The sequence below is a fragment of the Streptomyces sp. NPDC001920 genome, from assembly GCF_053594495.1.
Genome location: NZ_JBSFEP010000007.1, coordinates 128,958 through 149,220 on the forward strand (window position 1 = coordinate 128,958; position 20,263 = coordinate 149,220).

Here is a 20,263-nt window from a genome sequence, read left to right on the forward strand (position 1 = left end):
ACTGCCCAGGCGGTACCTTCATCGTCACGCCGATGAGGAGAGTCAACGTGAGCAAGTTCGTGCGGCCCGCGGCCGAAGGCGCCGACCCCTTCGGTACGGCTCGTCTGCGCCGCGGAGTCATGGACGCCTGGGCCACCAGCCCCGCCCGTTTCCGCGAGGACGCGAACGCCGAGGAGGACCTCGTCCTCGGCGGGTACCGGGACCGGCTCGTCGTGGAGCTCGCTCAGAACGCCGCGGACGCCGCCGCCAGAGCGGGAGTGCCCGGGCGGCTCCGACTCACCCTGCGGGAAGGGGTGCTGGTCGCCGCCAACACCGGTGCCCCGCTCGACGCGGCCGGTGTCGAGTCGCTGTCCACCCTGCGCGCCTCGGCCAAGCGGGACACGGCCTCCGTGGGGCGCTTCGGTGTCGGGTTCGCCGCCGTTCTCTCCGTCACCGACGAGCCCGCCGTCGTCGGGCGGCACGGGGGTGTGCGGTGGTCCCTCGCCGAGGCCCGGGAACTGGCCCGGGACATCGCACGGCACAGCCCGGGGCTCGGGGACGAGGTACGGCGGCGGGACGGGCATGTGCCCCTGCTCCGGCTGCCGTTCGCCGCCGAGGGCACCGCCCCCGACCCGTACGACACCGCCGTCATCCTGCCGCTGCGGGACACCCCGGCCGCCGACCTCGCGGAGCGGCTGCTGCACGCCGTCGACGACGCGCTGCTCCTCGCCCTGCCCGGCCTGGAGGAGGTCGTGGTCGAGACCGGCGACGACGAGCCGCGCACGCTGCGCCGGAGCGTCGACGGTCCCTTCACGGTCGTCGAGGACTCCCGGGGCGGCGTCACCCACTGGCGTACGTCCGCGGCGCACGGCCCCCTCACCCCCGAACTGCTCGCCGACCGCCCGGTCGAGGAGCGGCTGCGTCCCCACTGGTCGCTCACCTGGGCCGTGCCCGTCGACGCAACCGACAGCACCCCCGCGCCGCCCCGCACCGCCCCCGTCGTCCACGCGCCCACCCCGAGCGACGAACCCCTCGGTGTCCCCGCCCTCCTCATCGCCTCCTTCCCCCTCGACACCACCCGCCGGCACGCCGCCCCCGGCCCGCTGACCGACTTCCTCGTGCAGCGCGCGGCGGACGCGTACGCCGAACTGCTCGCCGACTGGCGTCCGGTGAGCGAGGGGATCATCGGGCTCGTGCCCGGCCCGCTCGGCAAGGGCGAGCTGGACGGGGCCCTGCGGCAGGCCATCCTGGAGCGGCTGCCCCGCACGTCCTTCCTGCCGCCCGCCGTGCCCCCGCAGGAGCACGACGACTCGGAGCTGCCCGAGTCCCTGCGGCCCCGGGACGCCGAGGTCGTCGAGGGCGCCGGTGCCGACACGGTGCGGGTGCTGGCCGAGGTACTGCCCACGCTGCTGCCCGCCGGGCTCGAACGGCGCGTGGAGCTGCGGACCCTGGGCGTCGCCCGGGTCCCGCTCACCGACGCCGTCGACCGCCTCGCCGGTCTGGAGAAGGACCCCGGCTGGTGGCGGCGGCTGTACGACAGCCTCGCCGGGGTCGACCCGGACCGGCTGTCCGGGCTGCCCGTGCCGCTCGCCGACGGGCGCACCACCATCGGGCCCCGGCAGGTCCTGCTCCCCACGGCGGACGCCGCCCGCATCGACCCGGAGGTGCTCGCCCGGCTCGGTCTCAAGGTCGCCCACGAGGACGCCGCCCATCCGCTCCTGGAGAAGCTCGGCGCCCTGCCCGCCACGCCCCGCGCGGTCCTCACCACGCCCCAGGTACGGGCCGCCGTCGCCGCCTCCCTGGACGACGACGGGGGCGTGAGCTGGGAGGAGGACTCCCTGGACGCCGAGGAACTGGCGGACACCGTACTGGCGCTGGTGCGGGACGCGGGCCTGGAGCCCGGTGACGAGCCGTGGCTCGGTGCCCTCGCGCTCCCGGACGAGGAGGGGGAACCGGCCCCGGCCGGCGAGCTGGTCTTCCCCGGCAGCCCTTTCCACCAGGTCATGCGGGAGGGTGAACTGGCCACCGTGGACGCCGAGCTGGCCGAGAGGTGGGGGCAGGGGCCGCTCGCGGCCTGCGGGGTGCTCGCCGACTTCGCCCTCGTGCGGGCCACGGACGTCGTGCTCGACCCGGACGAACTGGAGCCGCGTGACGGGGACTTCGCCGAACCGGACGACGCGGGCCTGCTGGACGCGGTCGACGTGTGGAGCGAGGACGTCCTCGACCGCTTCCCGGACACCCCCGTACCGCCGGTGGCCACCGAGCTGGTCGCCGTACGCGATCTCGACCTCGTCGACGACGACAAGTGGCCGCAGGCCCTCGCCCTGCTCGCCCAGCCGCCCCTGCGGGACGCGCTCACACAGCAGGTGCGGATCCTGCTGCCGGACGGCACGCACGAGGTCGTACGGCCGTACACGGCCTGGTGGCTGCGGGGGCACCCGGTGCTGGACGGCCGCCGGCCCGCCGGTCTGCTCGCCTCCGGCGGGGACCCGCTGCTGCGGGGGCTGTACGAGGAGGTCGACGCGACCGGCTTCGACGACGAACAGGTGCTGCGGGCGCTCGGCGTACGCACCTCCGTCGCCGCGCTGCTCGACGAGCCGGGCGGCGCCGCCGAGCTGCTCGACCGTCTCGCCGACCCGGACCGGCCCGTCACCTCCGCGCAACTGCACGCCCTGTACGGCGCCCTGGCCGAGCTGGACCCCGAGCAGGTGACCCTGCCGGACGAGCTGCGGGCGGTGGTCGACGGGCGCGTGGAGGTCGTGGACGCGGCGGACGCGGTGGTCGTCGACTCGCCGGACCTGCTGCCGTTCACCGAGGGTGTGCCGCTGCTTCCGGTACGGCCGTCCCGGGCCGCCGAGCTGGCCGAGCTGTTCCAGGTGCGGCGGCTGAGCGAGTCGGTCACCGCGGAGGTGACGAGCGAGGGCACCGAGCACGACGTACCGGAGCCGGTACGGGTGCTGCTCGGGCCGCGGACGCCCGAGGCGTACGTCGAGCACGAGGAACTCGTCGTCGACGGCGTGGAGATCGACTGGCGGCTCACCGACGACGGCGTCCTGCACGCGTCCACCCTGGAGGGCGTCGCCGCCGGCCTCGCCTGGGCGGCGGGCCAGTGGCCCCGGCGCTTCGAGGTGGCGGCGCTGCTGGAGGATCCGTCGCGGACGGGGGAGTTGGCGCGGGACCGGTGGTTCGACTGAGGGCGGCCGCCTTGCGGGACCGGGTCGGCCGTTCAGTCCGCCGCCACCTCCAGGAAGTAGTCGAACCGGTCCAGGTCGAGGTCCAAGCCGGTCAACTCGTACAGCCCGGCCGCGTGTTCGGGCTTCAGCGGGTACACGTCGGCCAGCCGGGACACGGGGATCCCCAGCAGGCGCGCGAACGCCTCGGCACCTGCCGAGGAGACGTCGATCTCCGCGTCCGGCGTGTCCTCGGTCTTGGCGTAGCGGGTGACGAGGAATGTCATGGGTTGCCTCCGGATCGCTTTCCTGGACGCAGTGATCTTCGCGGTTCTCGCACATTCTTTTCCATACGAGTACAACCATTCGCATGTGTCGCGGATCTGATCACCTGAGTCAGCTGACTCACTGATCACTCGGGCCCATGCTGACCCAGCGGGCCCCGACCCAACGTGGGGACAACACATGCGCATTCGTGCCTCTGTCGCCGCCGTCACCGGCGCTCTGGCCCTGTCCGCCCTCGCTGTTCCGGCCGCGCAGGCCGACAGCCGTCCCGACCTCGCCTCGAACGTTCCGTCGCTGTCGAAGGCCACGCCGTTCGCCGCCGCTCCGGTCGACGAGGTCGAGGGTGACACCAAGATCACGGCGGTCACCGTCAACGGGGGCAAGAACATCGTCGTCGGCACCACGCTGAAGAAGGTCTTCACCGTCTCCGTGACGGCCACGGACCCGGAGGGCATCTACGACGCCTTCGCCATGCTGTGGCACGGTCCGGACACCGAGAACGCCGACGGCGCGATCGCGCCGGAGAGCCTGGACGAGGAGCAGATCGGTACCTGCACCAACTCCAGCGCGACCACCGCCACCTGCAAGGTCACGCTGGTCGCCGACCCGAACGAGAACATCTACAGCAACATCCTGGCCGGCACCTGGAAGGTGTGGGCCGCCGCGGCCGGCAACGACGGCGACTACGTGATCCGTGAGGCCTACAAGACGGCCAAGGTCCAGCGCGCCTCCAAGCTGACCGTCAACGCCTCGCCGGAGCCGGTGGCCAAGGGCAAGACCATCACGGTCACCGGCAAGCTCTCCCGTGCCAACTGGGACGACAACCAGTACCACGGCTACACCAACCAGCCGGTGAAGCTGCAGTTCCGCCAGAAGGGCAGCGACACCTACAGCACGGTGAAGACCATCACCTCGAACTCGACGGGCAACCTGAAGACGACGGTCACCGCGTCGGTCGACGGCTACTTCCGCTACTCCTTCGCGGGCACCACGACCACCCCGGCGGTCAACGCCACGGGTGACTTCGTCGACGTCCAGTAGGACCTCGCCGTACCCCGGCCGCCCGGTCCCGGAGTCATCCGGGGCCGGGCAACTCGCGCTCTGGCAAACGAACTTCATAACACTTGCGCAACATCCACATCCGCGGCACAACCGGCCACGCCGACCGCCCATCTGATCTTCTGAGTCAACAGACTCCAACGATCACTCGGGCCCCGGTGCGACCGCCGGAACGCGGTGCGCAGCGACCAACGGGGCCCCTTCTCCACGTGGAGAACGCATGCGCATACGAGCCACCGTGGCCGCCGTCTCCGGCGCCCTGGCCCTGTCCGCCTTCGCCGTGCCGGCCGCGCAGGCCGACGACGCCGCGAGCCGTGCGGACATCGCGAAGATCCGTGAGGCCGCGCAGGCCGCGTCCGGGAAGAGCGCGCTCAGCACCCGCGCCCCCGAAGAGGGCCAGCCGTACGCCCTGAACGTCTCCTTCTCCAACTTCAAGATCACCAAGGCGGTCAAGGTCGGGACGACCAACCCCGTCTCCACCAAGGCGACGTTCACGATGACCCACGGCGCGGACGTCGACGTCACCGCCGGTGACTTCCACGTCGACCCCTTCCTCTACAAGGGGGCCTTCGACTCGCCGGACAACATGCTCTTCGGCAACAAGTACGCGAAGTGCACGCCCACGTCGTCGACCACGGCCAACTGCGCCGGCACGATCGACTTCTACCCGGCCCAGAGCGAGCTCATCAACTCCGACGCCGGCAGCTGGAAGGCCGGTGCGATGGCGATCGCCTTCAACGGCCAGAACCCGGACGGCGAGACCTTCGACATCACCAAGGTCGGCTACAAGGACCAGGGCGGTCTCGCCACCACCCTCGTCCAGCGCTACTCCAAGCTGACGGTCAACGCCTCGCCGGAGCCGGTGGCGAAGGGCAAGACCATCACGGTCACCGGCAAGCTCTCCCGGGCCAACTGGGAGGACAACAAGTACCACGGCTACACGAACCAGCCGGTGAAGCTGCAGTTCCGCAAGAAGGGCAGCGACACCTACAGCACGGTGAAGACCATCAACACCAACGCGACCGGTGAGCTGAAGACGACGGTCACCGCGTCGGCCGACGGCTACTTCCGCTACTCCTTCGCGGGCACCACGACCACCCCGGCGGTCAACGCCACGGGTGACTTCGTCGACGTGCGGTAAGGACCAGCGGTACGCCGCTCGACGCGCCGTCGGCCTCCGGTTTCCGGGGCCGGCGGCGCGTTTCCTCGTACAGGCGTCGAGCCGTGACCCCGGCGGTCGACGCGCGCCCTACGCCGGGAAGCGGCGGTCCACCCACCTCCACACGAACTCCAGGGTGACCGCCGCCACCGCCGAGATCCCCACCGCGATCCACGGCATCGTGACCCCCACCAGCCGCAGCGCGAAGAACTCCTGCAGCCACGGCACCGCCAGCACCAGCAGGAAGCCCAGCCCCATCGCCGCCACCAGGGCGATCCGCCACCAGGTGTACGGGCGAGCGATGATGGCCAGCACCCACATCGAGATCAGGAACAGCGTGAGCGTGGCGACGCTGGTCTCGGCGGGCAGGGTGTCCTCACCCGTGTAGAAGTGCCGGGCGATCAGGTATGTCGCGAAGGTCGCCACCGCGGCCACCACCCCGCCCGGGATCGCGTACCGCATGACCCGCCGCACGAAGTGCGGTTTCGCGCGTTCCTTGTTGGGCGCGAGGGCCAGGAAGAAGGCCGGGACGCCGATGGTGAGGGTGGACAGCAGGGTCAGGTGGCGGGGCAGGAAGGGGTACTCCACCTGCCAGAACACCACCATCAGCGCAAGCAGCACCGAGTAGACGGTCTTCACCAGGAACAGCGTCGCGACACGCGTGATGTTGCCGATGACCCTGCGGCCCTCCGCCACCACCGACGGCAGCGTCGCGAAGCTGTTGTTGAGCAGCACGATCTGCGCGACCGCGCGTGTGGCCTCCGACCCCGATCCCATCGCCACACCGATGTCGGCGTCCTTCAGTGCCAGGACGTCGTTGACGCCGTCGCCGGTCATGGCGACCGTGTGGCCGTGCGACTGGAGGGCGCCGACCATGTCCCGCTTCTGCTGCGGGGTGACCCGCCCGAACACCGTGGCCTCGTCGATGGCCGCGGCCATGCCGTCCTTGTCGTGGGGGAGCCCGCGGGCGTCGACGGTCGCACCGGTCAGGCCCAGCTTGTCCGCCACCGCGCCCACAGAGACCGCGTTGTCCCCGGAGATCACCTTCGCGTGGACGTTCTGCTCGGCGAAGTAACGCAGGGTGTCGGCGGCGTCCGGCCGCAGCCGCTGTTCCAGTACGACGAGGGCGGTCGGCTCGGCAGCCACGGCGACCTCGGGGTCGTCGAGATCGCGGCCGGCGCGGGCGAGCAGCAGCACCCGCAGGCCCTGCTCGTTCAACCGGTCGGTCTCGGCCAGGGCGGGGTCGTCGGCGGCCAGGAGCACGTCGGGGGCGCCCAGCAGCCAGGTGCTGGACTCGCCGTTGCCCTCGCTGAAGCTGGCGCCGCTGTACTTGCGGGCGGAGGAGAAGGGCAGGGACTCGGTGCAGCGCCAGTCCTCGGCGTCCGGGTAGGCGTCGATGATGGCCTTCAGGGACGCGTTCGGGCGGGGGTCGGACTCGCCGAGGGCGCCGAGGACCGTGCGTACGTACTCCTCGTCGCTGCCGTTCAGGGGCCGCAGTTCGGTGACGTCCATGCCCCCCTCGGTGAGGGTGCCGGTCTTGTCGAGGCAGACCGTGTCGACGCGGGCCAGGCCCTCGATGGCGGGCAGCTCCTGCACCAGGCACTGCTTGCGGCCGAGGCGGATGACGCCGATGGCGAAGGCGACGGAGGTGAGGAGCACGAGCCCTTCCGGGACCATGGGCACGATGCCGCCGACGGTCCGGGCGATCGAGTCGTCGAGGTCGTTGTCCTTGACGAACAGCTGGGTGATGATCAGGCCGGTCGCGGCCGGGATCATCATCCACGTCACGTACTTGAGGATGACGGAGATGCCGGAGCGCAGCTCGGAGTGGACCAGGGTGAAGCGCGAGGCCTCCTCGGCGAGCTGGGCGGCGTAGGCTTCGCGGCCGACCTTGGTGGCACGGAAGGCGCCGCCGCCGGCGACGACGAAGCTTCCGGACAGCACCTGGTCGCCCGGCCGTTTGACGACCGGATCGGCCTCCCCGGTGAGCAGGGACTCGTCGATCTCCAGCCCGTCGGTCTCCACGCACACGCCGTCCACGACGGCCTTGTCCCCCGGCCCGATCTCTATCAGGTCGTCCAGCACGATCTCGGACGTGCCGACCTCGGCGGCGACACCGTCCCGCCGCACCGTGGGCCGGGCCTCGCCGATCACGGCGAGCGAGTCGAGGGTCTTCTTGGCCCGCCATTCCTGGATGATCCCGATGCCGGTGTTGGCGAGGATCACGAAGCCGAACAGGCTGTCCTGGATCGGCGCGACGAACAGCATGATCACCCAGAGGACGCCGATGATCGCGTTGAACCGGGTGAAGACGTTGGCCCGGACGATGTCGGTCATCGACCGGCTGCTGCGCACCGGTACGTCGTTGACCTGGCCGCGTGCGACCCGCTCGGCCACCTCGGCGGCGGTGAGCCCGCCCGTCGCCACCGGGACGGCGGTGGGGTGCACAGCGTTGTCCACGTCGGTGCCCGCGTCGGCATGCGTCATGCCTTCGACGGTACGTGCGGATGTGCGCCTTCACCCGCCGAGTGCGCGCAAGTTCCGACCTGGGGAGGACGGGAACGGCCGGATGTGGTGCCGTGGTTGTACGTCCTTCGTCGACCGCGGGCTTCAGTCGGCGGCGTGGGCCCTGGCGGCGCTCTCGGCTTCCTCGTGCGCCGCCGCCCGCTTGAGGGCCGCGTCGCGCTTGCGGACGTACCAGATGCCGATGAGTCCCAGCCCGCCGCCGGCCAGGCAGGTCCACACCCACCAGGTGTGCCCGTGGTCGTCGAACCAGCCGTAGAAGGGCAGCTGGACGACGAAGAGGACGAACCAGAGGATGGTGCCGCCGGTGATGGTGGCGACCACAGGCCCCTCAAGGGGCTCCGGTGCCTCGTGCTTGGGGGATCCCGAGAAGAAGGGGGCCATGAGGGACAGCTTACGAGGAAGCCGAATCTACGCGCGGAGATGGCCGATCCCGGCTTCATATGTTCATACTGAAACGGTTTGTGCCTGACCGCTTCTCTTCGTAGGAACAACCAAGCATGTCCACCTCGGCTCCTGCCAAGGCCCCCACCCCTGAACAGCCGGGAGCCGGGCCCGCCTACGGCGTCCTCGACCGCTTCTTCAAGATCTCCGAACGCGGCAGCACCCTGCCCCGTGAGATCCGCGGCGGCTTCGCCACCTTCTTCGCGATGGCCTACATCATCGTGCTGAACCCGATCATCCTCGGCAGCGCGAAGGACATGTACGGGCATCAGCTGGACAACGGCGAGCTGGTCACCGCGACCGCCCTGACCGCGGCGTTCGCCACCCTGCTGATGGGCGTCATCGGCAACGTCCCCATCGCGCTCGCCGCCGGCCTGGGCGTGAACTCGGTCGTCGCCCTCCAGCTGGCGCCCCGGATGTCCTGGCCGGACGCCATGGGCATGGTCGTGCTGGCCGGCTTCGTGGTCATGCTGCTCGTCGCCACCGGTCTGCGCGAGCGCGTCATGAACGCCGTGCCCTACAGCCTGCGCAAGGCCATCTCCATCGGTATCGGCCTGTTCATCATGCTGATCGGCCTCGTCGACTCCGGCTTCGTCTCCCGGATCCCGGACGCCGCCCGGACGACGGTCCCGCTCCAGCTCGGCGGTGACGGGCACCTCAACGGCTGGCCGGTCCTGGTCTTCGTCCTCGGCGCGCTGCTCACGCTCGCGCTCATCGTGCGCAAGGTCCCCGGCGCGATCCTGATCTCGATCGTCGCGATGACCGTGCTCGCCGTCGTCATCGAGGCGGTGGCCACGGTGCCGTCCTGGGGCCTGACGGCCCCGAAGTGGCCCGGCAACCCGGTCGCGAGCCCCGATTTCGGCCTGATCGGTGAGGTCAGCCTGTTCGGCGGCTTCGAGAAGGTCGGCGCTTTGACCGGCGTCCTCTTCGTCTTCACGGTCCTGCTGTCCTGCTTCTTCGACGCCATGGGCACGATCATGGGCGTCAGCGACGAGGCCAAGCTGACCGACGCCCAGGGCCAGATGCCGGGCATCAACAAGGTCCTGTTCGTCGACGGCCTCGCCGTCGCCGCGGGCGGTGCCGGCTCCTCCTCGGCCACCACCGCGTTCGTGGAGTCCACGGCCGGCGTCGGCGAGGGCGCCCGTACCGGATTCGCGAACGTCGTCACCGGCGCCCTCTTCGGGGTGGCGCTGTTCCTGACGCCGGTGGCCACCATGGTCCCGTCACAGGCGGCCACCCCGGCCCTGCTCGCGGTCGGCTTCCTGATCCTGGCCAACTCGGTCAAGGAGATCGACTGGGCCGACTACACGATCGCCGTCCCGGCCTTCGTGACGATGGTGATGATGCCGTTCACCTACTCGATCACCAACGGCATCGGCATGGGCTTCATCACCTTCGCGGTGCTGCGCCTGGCCGCCGGGCGGGGCCGGGAGGTGCCGGTCGCCATGTACGTCGTGGCGGCGGTGTTCGCCTTCTACTACCTGATGCCGGCGCTGGGGCTCACGTAAGCCCGTAGAACTTCTCCGTCTCCTCCACGGCGGTCTGGAACCGTTCGTCGAAGTCATCGCGGATGAGCGTCCGGACGACATAGTCCTGGACGCTCATTCCCCTTCTCGCCGCATGCTCCCGGAGTCGTTCGAGCAGCTCATGGTCTATGCGCAGGCTGAGCACGCTGGTCCCCATGAACACGAGGGTCGCGGCACTCTTCGGCATGGTGTGTCGCATTCCGCAACCACATCACCCATATGAGTGATCTGATGCTTCAGTGGCGGGTGTCACGGGCATCCGTGCGTGATATGACTGGTCTTTAGCGAGAGTAATGAGTTACGCTAAAGAACATGTCGGACCTTACCCATGGCGACGACGTAGCCGCCGTGAACTCCCTGCGCTCCGCCGTGATGCGACTGTCGCGCCGGCTCAAGCACCAGCGGGTCGACGAGTCGCTGAGCCCCACCGAGATGTCGGTCCTGGGCACCCTCTCCCTCTGCGGCAAGGCCACCCCCGGTGAGCTGGCCCGCAAGGAGCACGTACAGCCGCCGTCGATGACCCGCATCGTGGCCCTGCTGGAGGCCAAGGGACTGGTCCGTCTGGAGCCGCACCCGGAGGACCGGCGCCAGAAGGTCGTCACGAAGACCGAGCAGGCCGAGGCGATGCTCGAAGAGAGCCGCCGCAAGCGCAACGCCTTCCTGGCCGCCCTGGTCGAGGGCCTGGACGAGGACGAGTGGGCGAAACTGCGCGCCGCCGCCCCCGTGCTGGAGAAGCTCGCACACCTGTAAGCAGCAGTCGTCGCAAGGAGGCGAACCCCTTTGAGTTCGGGACCCGGAGCAGCTTCCGTCCCCGCACCAGACTCCAACGACTCCCCGTCCGCCCTGACGACCCGCTCGTCCCGTAAGCCCTCGATGTTCGCCTCCCTGAAGGTTCGCAACTACCGGCTGTTCTTCCTCGGTCAGGTCGTCTCCAACACCGGCACCTGGACGCAGCGCATCGCGCAGGACTGGCTGGTGCTCAGCCTCACCGGCTCCGCCACCGCCGTCGGCATCACGACGGCCCTGCAGTTCCTGCCGATGCTCCTGTTCGGCCTCTACGGCGGCGTCCTCGTCGACCGCCTGCCCAAGCGCCGTACGCTGCTCGTCACGCAGACGTCGATGGCCGCCACCGGCATCGCGCTCGCCGTCCTCACCCTCACCGGGCATGTCGAGGTCTGGCACGTGTACCTGGCCGCCCTCTCCGTGGGACTGGCCACGGTCGTCGACAACCCGGCCCGCCAGTCCTTCGTCACCGAGATGGTGGGGCCCGACCAGCTCCAGAACGCGGTCAGCCTCAACTCGGCGAACTTCCAGTCCGCCCGTCTGATCGGCCCCGCCGTCGCGGGTCTGATGATCACCGGCGTCGGCACCGGCTGGGCGTTCCTCGCCAACGGCCTGTCCTTCGTCGCGCCCGTCGCCGGACTGCTGCTGATGCGCGCACGTGAGCTGCACGTCGTCGAGCGCGCCCCGCGTGCCAAGGGGCAGCTGCGGGAGGGGCTGCGGTATGTCGCCGGGCGCCCGGAGCTGATCTGGACCATCGTCCTCGCCGGCTTCGTCTCCACCTTCGGCTTCAACTTCCCGGTCTACCTGTCCGCCTTCGCCGATGACGTCTTCCGCGCGGGCGCCGGCTCCTACAGCCTCTTCAACACGCTGATGGCGGTCGGCTCCCTGGCGGGCGCCCTGCTCGCCGCCCGGCGCGGTACGGCCAGGATGCGGGTGCTGATCGTGGGCGCGGTGGCCTTCGGCACCATGGAGATCGTGGCCGCGTTCGCGCCTTCCCTGTGGCTGTTCGCCCTGCTCATGGCGCCCATAGGCATGTTCGGCATGACGGTGAACGTCACCGCCAACAGCAGCATCCAGATGTCCACGGACCCGGCCATGCGCGGCCGTGTGATGGCCCTGTACATGATGGTCTTCATGGGCGGTGCGCCGCTGGGCGCACCGATCGCCGGCTGGATCACGGACGCCTACGGCGTGCGGGCCGGCCTGGCGGTGGGCGGCGCCATCAGCGCCGCCGCGGCCGTGACGATCGCCCTGGTGCTGGCCCGCGTGGGCGGCCTGCGGCTGTCCTTGGGCTGGGAGCGCGGCCATCCGCAGGTGCGGTTCGTGCCGCGGGAGACTCGGGAGAAGCAGCTGGCGTCGGCGGCCTAGGTCGTGTCCGCAAAGTCCCTTCGTCCGCCCGCAGGGCAGGCGGGACTTTGCGGACACGACCTAGGGGAGGGGCGAGGGACGCCGGGTCAGTCGCGGGGGAACTCGTCGGTCTTGAGGACCAGGCCGACGGGGGTCGACTTCAGGTCGATGTCCTCCCCGAAGGGGAAGCTGACCTGGCTGTGGTACTTGCCGTCCTGCGGCAGGGTGTGCACATGCCACTCGCCTGCGTACGGGTCCACGATCAGGTACACGGGCACTTCGGCGGCGGCGTACGCGTCCTTCTTCGGGCCGTGGTCGTTGGCCGCCGTGTCCTTGGACAGGACCTCGGCGACGAACTCGACGTCCTGATAGCGCCAGCGGCCCCTGCTGTCCTTCACCGACCGCTCGGCCATGGCCGCCAGGTCGCAGGCGAAGCCGTTCAGGTGCCCGGGGAAGTCGATCCGCACGTCCGAAGCCAAGCGCTTCTGCGAGTACCTGGCGTCCATCTGCTTCGCGATGCCGAAGATGATCTCCCAGTGGCTCTGCCTCTGCGGTGACATGAAGATGTTCCCCCCGACGATCTCGACCTTCGTTCCCTCGGGGACGGGCATCTTCTCGAGCCACTCGAACAGAACGTCCAGAGTCAGCTCGCCGCACTCCTCGGCCATCTCGATCCTGTCGTCAAGGACGGTCATCGTGGCGCTCCTCCCCGGCCGCCGCTCGGTCACGGACAGCCGCGCGGTACAACGATACGCACGGTGACCGCGTCACGTGTGGCCGTGGTCACGCCCGCGGCTCGCGCGAGCGCCAACGGCATGATCCGAACGATCAGGCCCTAGACGCGCCGGGCCAGCACCTGCCCGGGCCAGGTGCCGTCCGCCCCGCCGGTGTACGTCACCGTCGGAGTGAAGCCGTGGCTCTCGTAGTAGCGGACGAGCCGGCCGTCGTCCCCCGCGTAGCAGTCCACCCGCAGCAGGGAGATTCCCGCGCGCCGGGTCACCTCGGCGGCGTGCGCGAGCAGGGCGCCGCCCACGCCGTGCCCCTTGTGGCGGCGGTCGGAGGTGAGCCAGTGGATGTAGCGCTCGGGTTCACCGGGGGGCGGGAGGTGGGCCAGTGAGGCGCCGGGCGCGTCGGCGAGGGTCAGGGCCCCGGCGGGCACGCCGTCGGCCTCGGCGATGAAGGCGCTGCCCTCGTCCATGTCCCGGGTCAGCGACTCCACCACCTTCGGGTTCTCGGACAGGGGCTTCGTCCCCCACTGCCCCGGACGGCCCTGCGTGACCAGCCACTCCACACCGCTGTCGAGCATGCCGAGTATCGCGCGGATGTCGTCGGGCCCACCGTCCCTGATGGTGATCTCCATGGCCCCATGGTGCCAGGCTGGACCCATGAGACTCTTCGCCGCCGTGCTGCCGCCCGAGGACGTGACCCGCGAACTGGCCGCCGAAGTCGCCGAGTTGAAGAAGCTGCCCGGCGCGGAACGGCTGCGCTGGACCGGCCGCCCCGGCTGGCACTTCACACTCGCCTTCTACGGGGAGGTCGACGAGGACCTCGTACCCGAGCTGTCGGCCCGTCTGGAGCGGGCCGCGCATCGCACCCGGCCCTTCCGGCTGGCGCTGCGCGGCGGCGGTCAGTTCGGGCACGGGCGGGCGCTGTGGGCGGGAGCGGACGGGGACCTGGCGACCCTGCGGCTGCTGGCGGACCGCAGTGAGGCGGCGGCGCGCAAGGCCGGTGTGCCGATGGGGGAGCACCGGCGGTACAAGGCCCACCTCACGGTGGCCAGGAGCCGCTCGGCGGTGGACGTACGGCCGTATGTCGCGGCCCTTGACACCTTCACGAGCCGTAGCTGGACCGTGCAGGAGCTGGTGCTGGTGCGCAGCCGGCTGCCGAAGTCCGGGGTCGCGGGGGAGGAGCCCCGCTACGAGGCGGTCGCCCGTCGGCCGCTCGGCGGGGCCGGTTAGGCTCCTGTCGTGGACCCGAAAACCCGTAACCGGATCATGGCCGGTGTGCTCGTCCTGATGTTCCTCGTGGTGGCGCTGGCCGCGGCCCTCGGCAGGTAGTGCCGGGGACCGCGGCCGTCGGTGTCACCAGGCGAACGCCTCCGGTGAAGGCCCCGGACCCGGGAAGACCTCCTCCAGCCCGGCCAGCAGTTCCTCGCTCAGCTCCAGCTCGGACGCCCGCAGCGCGGACTCCAGTTGCCCGGCCGTGCGCGGGCCGACGATCGGTCCGGTCACGCCCGGGCGGGTGAGCAGCCAGGCCAGGGCCACCTCGCCGGGCTCCAGACCGTGCTTGTCGAGCAGGTCCTCGTACGCCTGGATCTTCCCGCGTACGGCCGGGTCGGCGAGGGAGTCGGCGGCCCGGCCACTGGCCCGGCGCCCGCCCTCGGCCGCCTTCTTGATCACCCCGCCGAGCAGCCCACCGTGCAGCGGCGACCAGGGGATGACGCCGAGCCCGTAGTCCTGCGCGGCCGGGATGACCTCCATCTCGGCACGGCGCTCGTAGAGGTTGTACAGGCACTGCTCGCTCACCAGGCCGATGGTGCCGCCGCGGCGGGCGGCGATCTCGTTGGCCTGGGCGATCTTGTAGCCGGGGAAGTTGCTGGACCCGGCGTAGAGGATCTTGCCCTGCTGGACGAGGACGTCGATGGCCTGCCAGATCTCCTCGAACGGGGTGTCCCGGTCGATGTGGTGGAACTGGTACACGTCGATGTAGTCGGTCTGCAGCCGCTTGAGCGAGGCGTCCACCGCGCGCCGGATGTTCACCGCCGACAGCTTGTCGTGGTTCGGCCAGGCCGCGCCGTCCGCGCCCATGTTGCCGTACACCTTGGTGGCGACGACGACCTTGTCGCGCCGCTCACCGCCCTTGGCGAACCAGTTCCCGATGATGCTTTCGGTGCGGCCCTTGTTCTCGCCCCACCCATACACGTTGGCCGTGTCGAAGAAGTTGATGCCGGCGTCCAGCGCCGCGTCCATGATCGCGTGGCTGTCGGCCTCGTCGGTCTGCGGTCCGAAGTTCATGGTGCCGAGGACCAGTCGGCTGACCTTGAGTCCCGTGCGTCCGAGCTGCGTGTACTTCATGGTGTGCACGCTAGTGACGTGGAGTGCGCTCTAGGCAAGCATTGAGGACACGGAGAGCAGGCCGCGACGCGCTCGTCCGAGCCGTCGAGCGTCAGGCGCCGTACGGCTCGCCCAGGTCCCACGCCTGGTACATCGCCTCCGCGAAGGCCTCCGCGATCCGGTGTTCGCCGGCGGCGTTCGGGTGCGTGCCGTCGTAGGTGTCGAGGTGGATGTCGTACGAGGCGGGCGGGGTGGCCAGCAGGAGCGGGGAGCGTGGCTCGTCCAGGTCGGCGAGGGTCTTGGCCAAAAGTTCGTTGAAGCGGGCGACCTCGGCGGCGAAGGGGGCGTCCGCCTCGGCGCGGACGTTCGGGATCACCGGCAGCACGACCATCCGGATCCGCGGGTTCGCCGAGCGCGCCTCGGCCACGAACTCCCGTACGTTCTGCGCCGTCTGCTCCGCGTTCGTGTAGAAGCCCAGGTCGATCAGGCCGAGCGACACCAGCAGCACGTCCGCCCGGCACCCGCGCACGGCCTCGCCGATCAGCGGCGCCATGTGCAGCCAGCCTTCACCCCAGCCGGCCAGATGGGCGCGGGGGAAGGCCGGGTCGGGGTCGGCGTACTCGTACGACGTCGGCGCGTCCGTCGCCTTGTCGTACAGCGTCTCGCGCGGGCCGACGAGGGCGAACGGGCCGCCGTACGTCTCACGCAGGTGCTGCCACATGCGGTAGCGCCACGTGTGTTCGCCGGCGCTGCCGATGGTCATGGAGTCGCCGACGGGCATGAACCTGAGCATCCGCTCATGATGGACGATCGCTACCCGGCGGTAGTGGCCGGTGGGGTGTGAACCCTGACACGCCCCGGACGATCACTCCCTTGGCCGCCCCGCCTCCGAACGACCGGGCCGGATGGCAGGCTTGGGGCATGCGCCGACCGCTCGCCATACTCGCCGGGGTCCTGCTCACCGGTGCGCTCACCCTGCCCGCTTCCGCCGCCGACGGCGACGAGGACTTCACGATCAAGGACCCGCGGATCACCGAGTCCAGCGGCCTCGCCGCCTCGCGTCAGCACCCGGGCATCTACTGGACCCACAACGACCAGGACGAGGGCGCCTACCTCTACGCCGTCGACAGCGGCACCGGCGAGACGGTCGCGACGATCACGATGACCGGCGTGGGCACCCCGCGTGACGTGGAGGCCGTCTCCGTGGGGCCGGACAACCAGCTCTACGTCGGTGACATCGGCGACAACGACGGTGTGGAGTGGCCCTATGTGTGGGTGTACCGGCTCCCCGAGCCCAAGACCCTCAAGGACCGGACGATCCGCGCCACCCAGTACGTGGTGAAGTACTCCGACGGGCCCCGTGACGCCGAGTCGCTCGTCGTGCATCCGAAGACCGGGCGGGTCTACATCATCGACAAGCAGGAGGACGGCGGGCACCTGTACGCGGCACCGGCCGAGCTCTCCCCCTCCGGCACGAACGTCTTCGAGCCGGTCGCCCCCATCGACCTGTGGGCCACCGACGCCGCCTTCTCGCCGGACGGCAGGACACTCGCCGTACGCGGCTACTTCGGCGGCATCGCGTACGACTGGAACGGCGGCAAGCCCAAGCGGCTGGAACGTATCAGTGTGCCCCTGGGGCAGGGCGAGTCCGTCAGCTACTCCCGCGACGGCAGCAAGCTCATGCTCGGCAGCGAGGGCGCCGGCAGCGCCGTGGTCGCCAACGACGCCCCCGGGGACGCCGGATCCTCCGGCGCCTCCGCGGGCAACGGAAGCTCGGCCTCCGGGGACGGCGACGGCCTCGGTTCGAGCGGTGACCTCAAGATCGGTGCCGTGGCGGTGGTGGTCGGCTGCGTCCTCTTCTTCGGGCTCCGACGACTGTTGCGGAGGGGATGAGGGGAGCACGCGCGGGTCCGGCGGGGAGACGGGTGGGCGCTGGCATTCGATGCCGCGGCCCCTGGAGTACCGCACCCGGCACCCCTCGGTGAGCGGATGAGGCGCGTACTCGGGTGGGCCTGCGGTGCCGTCCTCGCCTTCGCGAGGGCCTTCTGGTGTGTCACCGCGACCGCAGACCTCGCGCTGTCCGCGGGGCTTTACGGCACTGCGGGGACGTACCAGGTGGAGCGCTGCTACGACTCCAGCCCCAGGGCAGGTACACGGGGTACGGCTGCCGCGGCCGGTTCGTCCCGGACGGCGCAGAGTTCGCCGTCCGGCAGGGCATGGAGCCGGCCGCCTGGAGTCGGCCGTCCGCGCCGCGGAGTCAGCCGCCGGCCCCTTGCGTGCGCCGGGCGACGAAGGACTCCAGCCCGTCCAGGATGCGCTGCAGCCCGAACTCGAAGTGGTCGAAGTCGGTGCTCCAGGTGTTCTCGTCCAGCGAGGCCATGAGGGGGTAGCGGCCGGACGCCAGGACCTTCTCCAGCATCGGGGTCTGGGCCTGCCAGAACTCCGCGTCCGTCAGACCCGTCCGGCGCTCCGCCTCCAGGTGGTACAGCTGGGTGCGCGCGGCCCCGACGACGTAGCCGTCGATCATGATGATCGCCGAGATCAGCTCGGGGTCGGTCAGACCCATGGGCTTGATCCGGGCGAGCACCTTCTCCATGCCGTCGAGTGCGCTCGGGCCCAGGATCGGGCGGGACTGGTTGACCTGGAGCAGCCAGGGGTGGCGCCGGTAGAGGGCGAGGGTCGACCGGCCCAGGGCCTCCAGCGCCGCGCGCCAGCCGCCGTCGCCGAGGTCGGCCGGGTTCTCGGAGGGGCGCTGGACGCGGTCCAGCATCAGGTCGAGCAGTTCGGCCTTGCCGGGGACGTATCGGTACAGCGACATCGTGCCGGTGCCCAGTTCGGTGGCGACCCGGCGCATGGACAACGACTCCAGGCCCTCGGAGTCCGCGACCCGGACGGCCGCTTCCACGATCTGGTCCAGCGTGAGCGCCGGCTTGGGGCCGCGGCTCGGGCGTCTGCCCGTGTCCCAGAGCAGCTCCAGCGTGCGCCCGATGTCGCCGCTTCCGCTGGTCTCCGTACCGCCGCTGCCGCTCTTGCCGCTCGTCATGCGGTTCAGCTTAAGTCCTCGGAAAAAAATTGAGTACGGTGTACGCGTAATCGGGTACGCTGTACTCAATTAACGGAAGGGGGACCCATGGGGGACGACGGATTCGCGGTCCGGGCCGAGGGGTTGGAGAAGCGCTACGGCGACAAGCGGGCCCTGGCCGGCTTCGATCTCACGGTCCGCGCGGGCACGGTGCACGGCCTGCTCGGCCCGAACGGCGCGGGCAAGACGACAGCCGTACGCATCCTGTCGACGTTGATCAAGCTGGACGGCGGCCGGGCGAGCGTGGCCGGACTCGACGTGGCCCGGCAGCCGCGCGAGGTCCGCGCACGGATCGGCCTGACCGGGCAGTACGCGGCCGTGGACGAGGTGCTCACCGGACGCCAGAACCTGGAGATGTTCGGCCGCCTGTTCCACCTGGGCGGCAAGCGGGCCAGGCTGCGCGCCACCGAGCTGCTGGAGCAGTTCGACCTGACGGACGCCGCCGACAAGGGCGTCGGCCAGTACAGCGGCGGCATGCGGCGCCGCCTCGACCTCGCCGCCTCGATGATCCTCGCCCCGGCCGTCCTCTTCCTCGACGAGCCGACGACGGGGCTCGACCCGCGCAGCCGCGGCGAGGTCTGGGAGTCGGTGCGGGCGCTGGTGGCGGGCGGCACCACCGTCCTGCTGACCACGCAGTACCTGGAGGAGGCCGACAAGCTGGCCTCGCACATCACCGTCATCGACCAGGGCCGGGCCATCGCCGACGACACCCCCGACGGGCTGAAGAACCTCGTCGGCGGGGACCGTATCGAGGTCGTGGTCGCCGAGCGGGCCGACATCGCACGCGTGGTGAAGGTCGTCGCCCGCGTCTCGGACGGCGAACCCGAGGCGGACGAGGCGGAGTCGCGGGTGCACGCGCCGGTCACCGACCGGGTGTCCGCGCTGACCGAGGTGGCGCGCACGCTCCAGGACGAGGGTGTCCCGGTCGAGGACATCGGGCTGCGCAGGCCGAGCCTGGACGACGTGTTCCTGCGGCTGACCGGCCACCGCACCGAGAAGACCGAGAAGGAGGCCGTCGCATGACCGCCGTAGACCTCACCGTCCCGGCCGAGCGCGGCCGCCTGTACTGGGCCCTGGCCGACGTCTGGAACATCGTCCGCCGCGGCATCACCCACTACCAGCGCCAACCGGTCAACATCGCCTGGCAGCTGGGCTTCCCGATCCTGTCCGTCCTGCTCTACGGCTATGTCTTCGGCAGCGCGATGAAGGTCCCCGGCGGCGGGAACTACACGGACTTCCTGATGCCGGGCATGTTCGTGATGACCATGGCGTTCGGCTTCATCAACACCGCCACCCTGGTCGTCCACGACTCCACCAAGGGCGTCATCGACCGGTTCCGCTCCATGCCGATGGCCTCGTCCGCGGTGGTCGCCGGGCGGGGGATCACCGATCTGCTGGGCGCCTGCGCGGAGTTGGCGATCATGATGCTGACGGCCCTCGCCATGGGCTGGCGTCCGGACGGCGGTCTCGGCTTCCTCGGCGCCTTCGGGCTGCTGCTGTGGCTGCGGTTCTCGCTGATCTGGATCGGGGTGTGGCTGGGCCTGCTGGTGCCCAACCCGGAGGCCGCGGGCGGCCTGTTCGCCGTCGCCTTCCCGCTCACGATGATCTCCAGCATCTTCGTCGCGCCGCAGCTGATGCCGGACTGGCTGGGCTGGGTCGCGGCCTGGAACCCGATCTCCTCCACGGCGGCGGCAACCCGGGAACTGTTCGGGGTGCCTGGCGGGGCCGTGGCCGGGGACTCCTGGGTCGAGCAGCACGCGCTGCTGATGGCCGGGGTGTGGCCGGTCGTCGTCACGGCGGTCTTCCTGCCGCTCGCGGTACGCCGCTTCCAGAGGCTGAGCCGGTGAACCGAC

At 70.5% G+C, this 20,263-nt stretch carries 19 protein-coding genes; 10 read left to right on the forward strand and 9 right to left on the reverse strand.

What is annotated here, in order from left to right:
• The first annotated feature begins 47 nt into the window (after positions 1 to 47).
• Entirely contained in the window at positions 48 to 3,173 is a 3,126-nt protein-coding gene (locus tag ACWCPI_RS13965) for a sacsin N-terminal ATP-binding-like domain-containing protein (RefSeq protein WP_451038334.1), read from the forward strand.
• 32 nt (positions 3,174 to 3,205) lie between these two features.
• On the opposite strand, the gene ACWCPI_RS13970 is transcribed toward ACWCPI_RS13965, so the two are convergent.
• Positions 3,206 to 3,436: a DUF7683 domain-containing protein gene (locus ACWCPI_RS13970; protein WP_451038335.1), complete on the reverse strand. Its 231-nt coding sequence runs from the start codon at positions 3,434 to 3,436 to the stop codon at positions 3,206 to 3,208.
• Positions 3,437 to 3,614: 178 nt separating this feature from the next.
• Here ACWCPI_RS13970 and ACWCPI_RS13975 point away from each other — a divergent pair, with 178 nt between their 5' ends.
• Both ACWCPI_RS13975 and ACWCPI_RS13980 read left to right on the forward strand, forming a co-directional pair.
• Positions 3,615 to 4,475 carry a calcium-binding protein gene (locus ACWCPI_RS13975; RefSeq protein WP_451038336.1) on the forward strand — a complete coding sequence of 287 codons (861 nt, stop codon included), beginning with the start codon at positions 3,615 to 3,617 and terminating at the stop codon, positions 4,473 to 4,475.
• A gap of 238 nt (positions 4,476 to 4,713) precedes the next feature.
• Positions 4,714 to 5,634, forward strand: coding sequence for a hypothetical protein (locus tag ACWCPI_RS13980; RefSeq protein ID WP_451038337.1), 921 nt, complete (start codon positions 4,714 to 4,716; stop codon positions 5,632 to 5,634).
• Positions 5,635 to 5,742: 108 nt separating this feature from the next.
• Here ACWCPI_RS13980 and ACWCPI_RS13985 read toward each other — a convergent pair whose 3' ends face one another.
• Positions 5,743 to 8,139: a cation-translocating P-type ATPase gene (locus tag ACWCPI_RS13985; protein WP_451038338.1), complete on the reverse strand. Its 2,397-nt coding sequence runs from the start codon at positions 8,137 to 8,139 to the stop codon at positions 5,743 to 5,745.
• 123 nt (positions 8,140 to 8,262) lie between these two features.
• Complete coding sequence (locus tag ACWCPI_RS13990; RefSeq protein ID WP_388807480.1) at positions 8,263 to 8,559, reverse strand: DUF2530 domain-containing protein; 297 nt, start codon at positions 8,557 to 8,559, stop codon at positions 8,263 to 8,265.
• Between the two features lie 116 nt (positions 8,560 to 8,675).
• Between ACWCPI_RS13990 and ACWCPI_RS13995 the strand changes: the two genes are divergently transcribed.
• Positions 8,676 to 10,127, forward strand: a complete 1,452-nt coding sequence (locus ACWCPI_RS13995) for an NCS2 family permease (protein ID WP_451038339.1) — start codon at positions 8,676 to 8,678, stop codon at positions 10,125 to 10,127.
• Here ACWCPI_RS13995 and ACWCPI_RS14000 read toward each other — a convergent pair.
• Positions 10,120 to 10,302 carry a ribbon-helix-helix protein, CopG family gene (locus ACWCPI_RS14000; protein ID WP_062703673.1) on the reverse strand — a complete coding sequence of 61 codons (183 nt, stop codon included), beginning with the start codon at positions 10,300 to 10,302 and terminating at the stop codon, positions 10,120 to 10,122. The two genes, ACWCPI_RS13995 and ACWCPI_RS14000, sit on opposite strands and share 8 nt — an antisense overlap.
• Positions 10,303 to 10,457: 155 nt before the next feature.
• On the opposite strand from ACWCPI_RS14000, the gene ACWCPI_RS14005 reads away from it, so the two are divergent.
• Both ACWCPI_RS14005 and ACWCPI_RS14010 read left to right on the forward strand, forming a co-directional pair.
• Positions 10,458 to 10,895, forward strand: a complete 438-nt coding sequence (locus ACWCPI_RS14005) for a MarR family winged helix-turn-helix transcriptional regulator (RefSeq protein WP_451038340.1) — start codon at positions 10,458 to 10,460, stop codon at positions 10,893 to 10,895.
• Positions 10,896 to 10,925: 30 nt separating this feature from the next.
• Entirely contained in the window at positions 10,926 to 12,296 is a 1,371-nt protein-coding gene (locus tag ACWCPI_RS14010; RefSeq protein WP_451038341.1) for an MFS transporter, read from the forward strand.
• A gap of 86 nt (positions 12,297 to 12,382) precedes the next feature.
• On the opposite strand, the gene ACWCPI_RS14015 is transcribed toward ACWCPI_RS14010, so the two are convergent.
• Together ACWCPI_RS14015 and ACWCPI_RS14020 are read right to left on the reverse strand one after the other, a co-directional pair.
• Positions 12,383 to 12,970, reverse strand: coding sequence for a Uma2 family endonuclease (locus ACWCPI_RS14015; protein ID WP_451038342.1), 588 nt, complete (start codon positions 12,968 to 12,970; stop codon positions 12,383 to 12,385).
• Positions 12,971 to 13,110: 140 nt separating this feature from the next.
• The gene (locus ACWCPI_RS14020) at positions 13,111 to 13,635 is read right to left on the reverse strand and encodes a GNAT family N-acetyltransferase (RefSeq protein WP_451038343.1); all 525 of its coding nucleotides are present in this window, start codon (positions 13,633 to 13,635) and stop codon (positions 13,111 to 13,113) included.
• 25 nt (positions 13,636 to 13,660) lie between these two features.
• Between ACWCPI_RS14020 and thpR the strand changes: the two genes are divergently transcribed.
• Positions 13,661 to 14,233 (forward strand): RNA 2',3'-cyclic phosphodiesterase, encoded by a 573-nt coding sequence (gene thpR / locus ACWCPI_RS14025; RefSeq protein WP_451038344.1) that lies wholly within the window; start codon positions 13,661 to 13,663, stop codon positions 14,231 to 14,233.
• Positions 14,234 to 14,356: 123 nt separating this feature from the next.
• Here the strand turns inward: thpR and ACWCPI_RS14030 are convergent, their stop codons facing one another.
• Complete coding sequence (locus ACWCPI_RS14030; protein WP_388807487.1) at positions 14,357 to 15,349, reverse strand: aldo/keto reductase; 993 nt, start codon at positions 15,347 to 15,349, stop codon at positions 14,357 to 14,359.
• Between the two features lie 91 nt (positions 15,350 to 15,440).
• Positions 15,441 to 16,121, reverse strand: a complete 681-nt coding sequence (locus ACWCPI_RS14035; protein WP_451038345.1) for an SGNH/GDSL hydrolase family protein — start codon at positions 16,119 to 16,121, stop codon at positions 15,441 to 15,443.
• Positions 16,122 to 16,249: 128 nt separating this feature from the next.
• Between ACWCPI_RS14035 and ACWCPI_RS14040 the strand changes: the two genes are divergently transcribed.
• Entirely contained in the window at positions 16,250 to 17,221 is a 972-nt protein-coding gene (locus ACWCPI_RS14040) for a WD40 repeat domain-containing protein (protein WP_451038346.1), read from the forward strand.
• Positions 17,222 to 17,585: 364 nt separating this feature from the next.
• Here the strand turns inward: ACWCPI_RS14040 and ACWCPI_RS14045 are convergent, their stop codons facing one another.
• Positions 17,586 to 18,371 (reverse strand): TetR/AcrR family transcriptional regulator, encoded by a 786-nt coding sequence (locus ACWCPI_RS14045; protein WP_451038347.1) that lies wholly within the window; start codon positions 18,369 to 18,371, stop codon positions 17,586 to 17,588.
• A gap of 87 nt (positions 18,372 to 18,458) precedes the next feature.
• Between ACWCPI_RS14045 and ACWCPI_RS14050 the strand changes: the two genes are divergently transcribed.
• Together ACWCPI_RS14050 and ACWCPI_RS14055 are read left to right on the forward strand one after the other, a co-directional pair.
• The gene (locus ACWCPI_RS14050) at positions 18,459 to 19,433 is read left to right on the forward strand and encodes an ATP-binding cassette domain-containing protein (RefSeq protein ID WP_451038348.1); all 975 of its coding nucleotides are present in this window, start codon (positions 18,459 to 18,461) and stop codon (positions 19,431 to 19,433) included.
• Positions 19,430 to 20,257, forward strand: a complete 828-nt coding sequence (locus ACWCPI_RS14055) for an ABC transporter permease (protein WP_451038349.1) — start codon at positions 19,430 to 19,432, stop codon at positions 20,255 to 20,257. The genes ACWCPI_RS14050 and ACWCPI_RS14055 overlap by 4 nt, the downstream gene beginning before the upstream one ends.
• Positions 20,258 to 20,263: the final 6 nt, after the last annotated feature.

Excerpts from the sequence above, each read along its gene's own strand:
- ACWCPI_RS13970 (WP_451038335.1), bottom strand. The coding sequence starts at position 3,436 with ATGACATTCCTCGTCACCCGCTACGCCAAGACCGAGGACACGCCGGAC.
- ACWCPI_RS13975 (WP_451038336.1), top strand. The coding sequence starts at position 3,615 with ATGCGCATTCGTGCCTCTGTCGCCGCCGTCACCGGCGCTCTGGCCCTG.
- ACWCPI_RS13980 (WP_451038337.1), top strand. The coding sequence starts at position 4,714 with ATGCGCATACGAGCCACCGTGGCCGCCGTCTCCGGCGCCCTGGCCCTG.
- ACWCPI_RS13985 (WP_451038338.1), bottom strand. The coding sequence starts at position 8,139 with ATGACGCATGCCGACGCGGGCACCGACGTGGACAACGCTGTGCACCCC.
- ACWCPI_RS13990 (WP_388807480.1), bottom strand. The coding sequence starts at position 8,559 with ATGGCCCCCTTCTTCTCGGGATCCCCCAAGCACGAGGCACCGGAGCCC.
- ACWCPI_RS13995 (WP_451038339.1), top strand. The coding sequence starts at position 8,676 with ATGTCCACCTCGGCTCCTGCCAAGGCCCCCACCCCTGAACAGCCGGGA.
- ACWCPI_RS14000 (WP_062703673.1), bottom strand. The coding sequence starts at position 10,302 with ATGGGGACCAGCGTGCTCAGCCTGCGCATAGACCATGAGCTGCTCGAA.
- ACWCPI_RS14005 (WP_451038340.1), top strand. The coding sequence starts at position 10,458 with ATGTCGGACCTTACCCATGGCGACGACGTAGCCGCCGTGAACTCCCTG.
- ACWCPI_RS14015 (WP_451038342.1), bottom strand. The coding sequence starts at position 12,970 with ATGACCGTCCTTGACGACAGGATCGAGATGGCCGAGGAGTGCGGCGAG.
- ACWCPI_RS14020 (WP_451038343.1), bottom strand. The coding sequence starts at position 13,635 with ATGGAGATCACCATCAGGGACGGTGGGCCCGACGACATCCGCGCGATA.
- thpR (WP_451038344.1), top strand. The coding sequence starts at position 13,661 with ATGAGACTCTTCGCCGCCGTGCTGCCGCCCGAGGACGTGACCCGCGAA.
- ACWCPI_RS14030 (WP_388807487.1), bottom strand. The coding sequence starts at position 15,349 with ATGAAGTACACGCAGCTCGGACGCACGGGACTCAAGGTCAGCCGACTG.
- ACWCPI_RS14035 (WP_451038345.1), bottom strand. The coding sequence starts at position 16,121 with ATGCTCAGGTTCATGCCCGTCGGCGACTCCATGACCATCGGCAGCGCC.
- ACWCPI_RS14040 (WP_451038346.1), top strand. The coding sequence starts at position 16,250 with ATGCGCCGACCGCTCGCCATACTCGCCGGGGTCCTGCTCACCGGTGCG.
- ACWCPI_RS14045 (WP_451038347.1), bottom strand. The coding sequence starts at position 18,371 with ATGACGAGCGGCAAGAGCGGCAGCGGCGGTACGGAGACCAGCGGAAGC.
- ACWCPI_RS14050 (WP_451038348.1), top strand. The coding sequence starts at position 18,459 with ATGGGGGACGACGGATTCGCGGTCCGGGCCGAGGGGTTGGAGAAGCGC.
- ACWCPI_RS14055 (WP_451038349.1), top strand. The coding sequence starts at position 19,430 with ATGACCGCCGTAGACCTCACCGTCCCGGCCGAGCGCGGCCGCCTGTAC.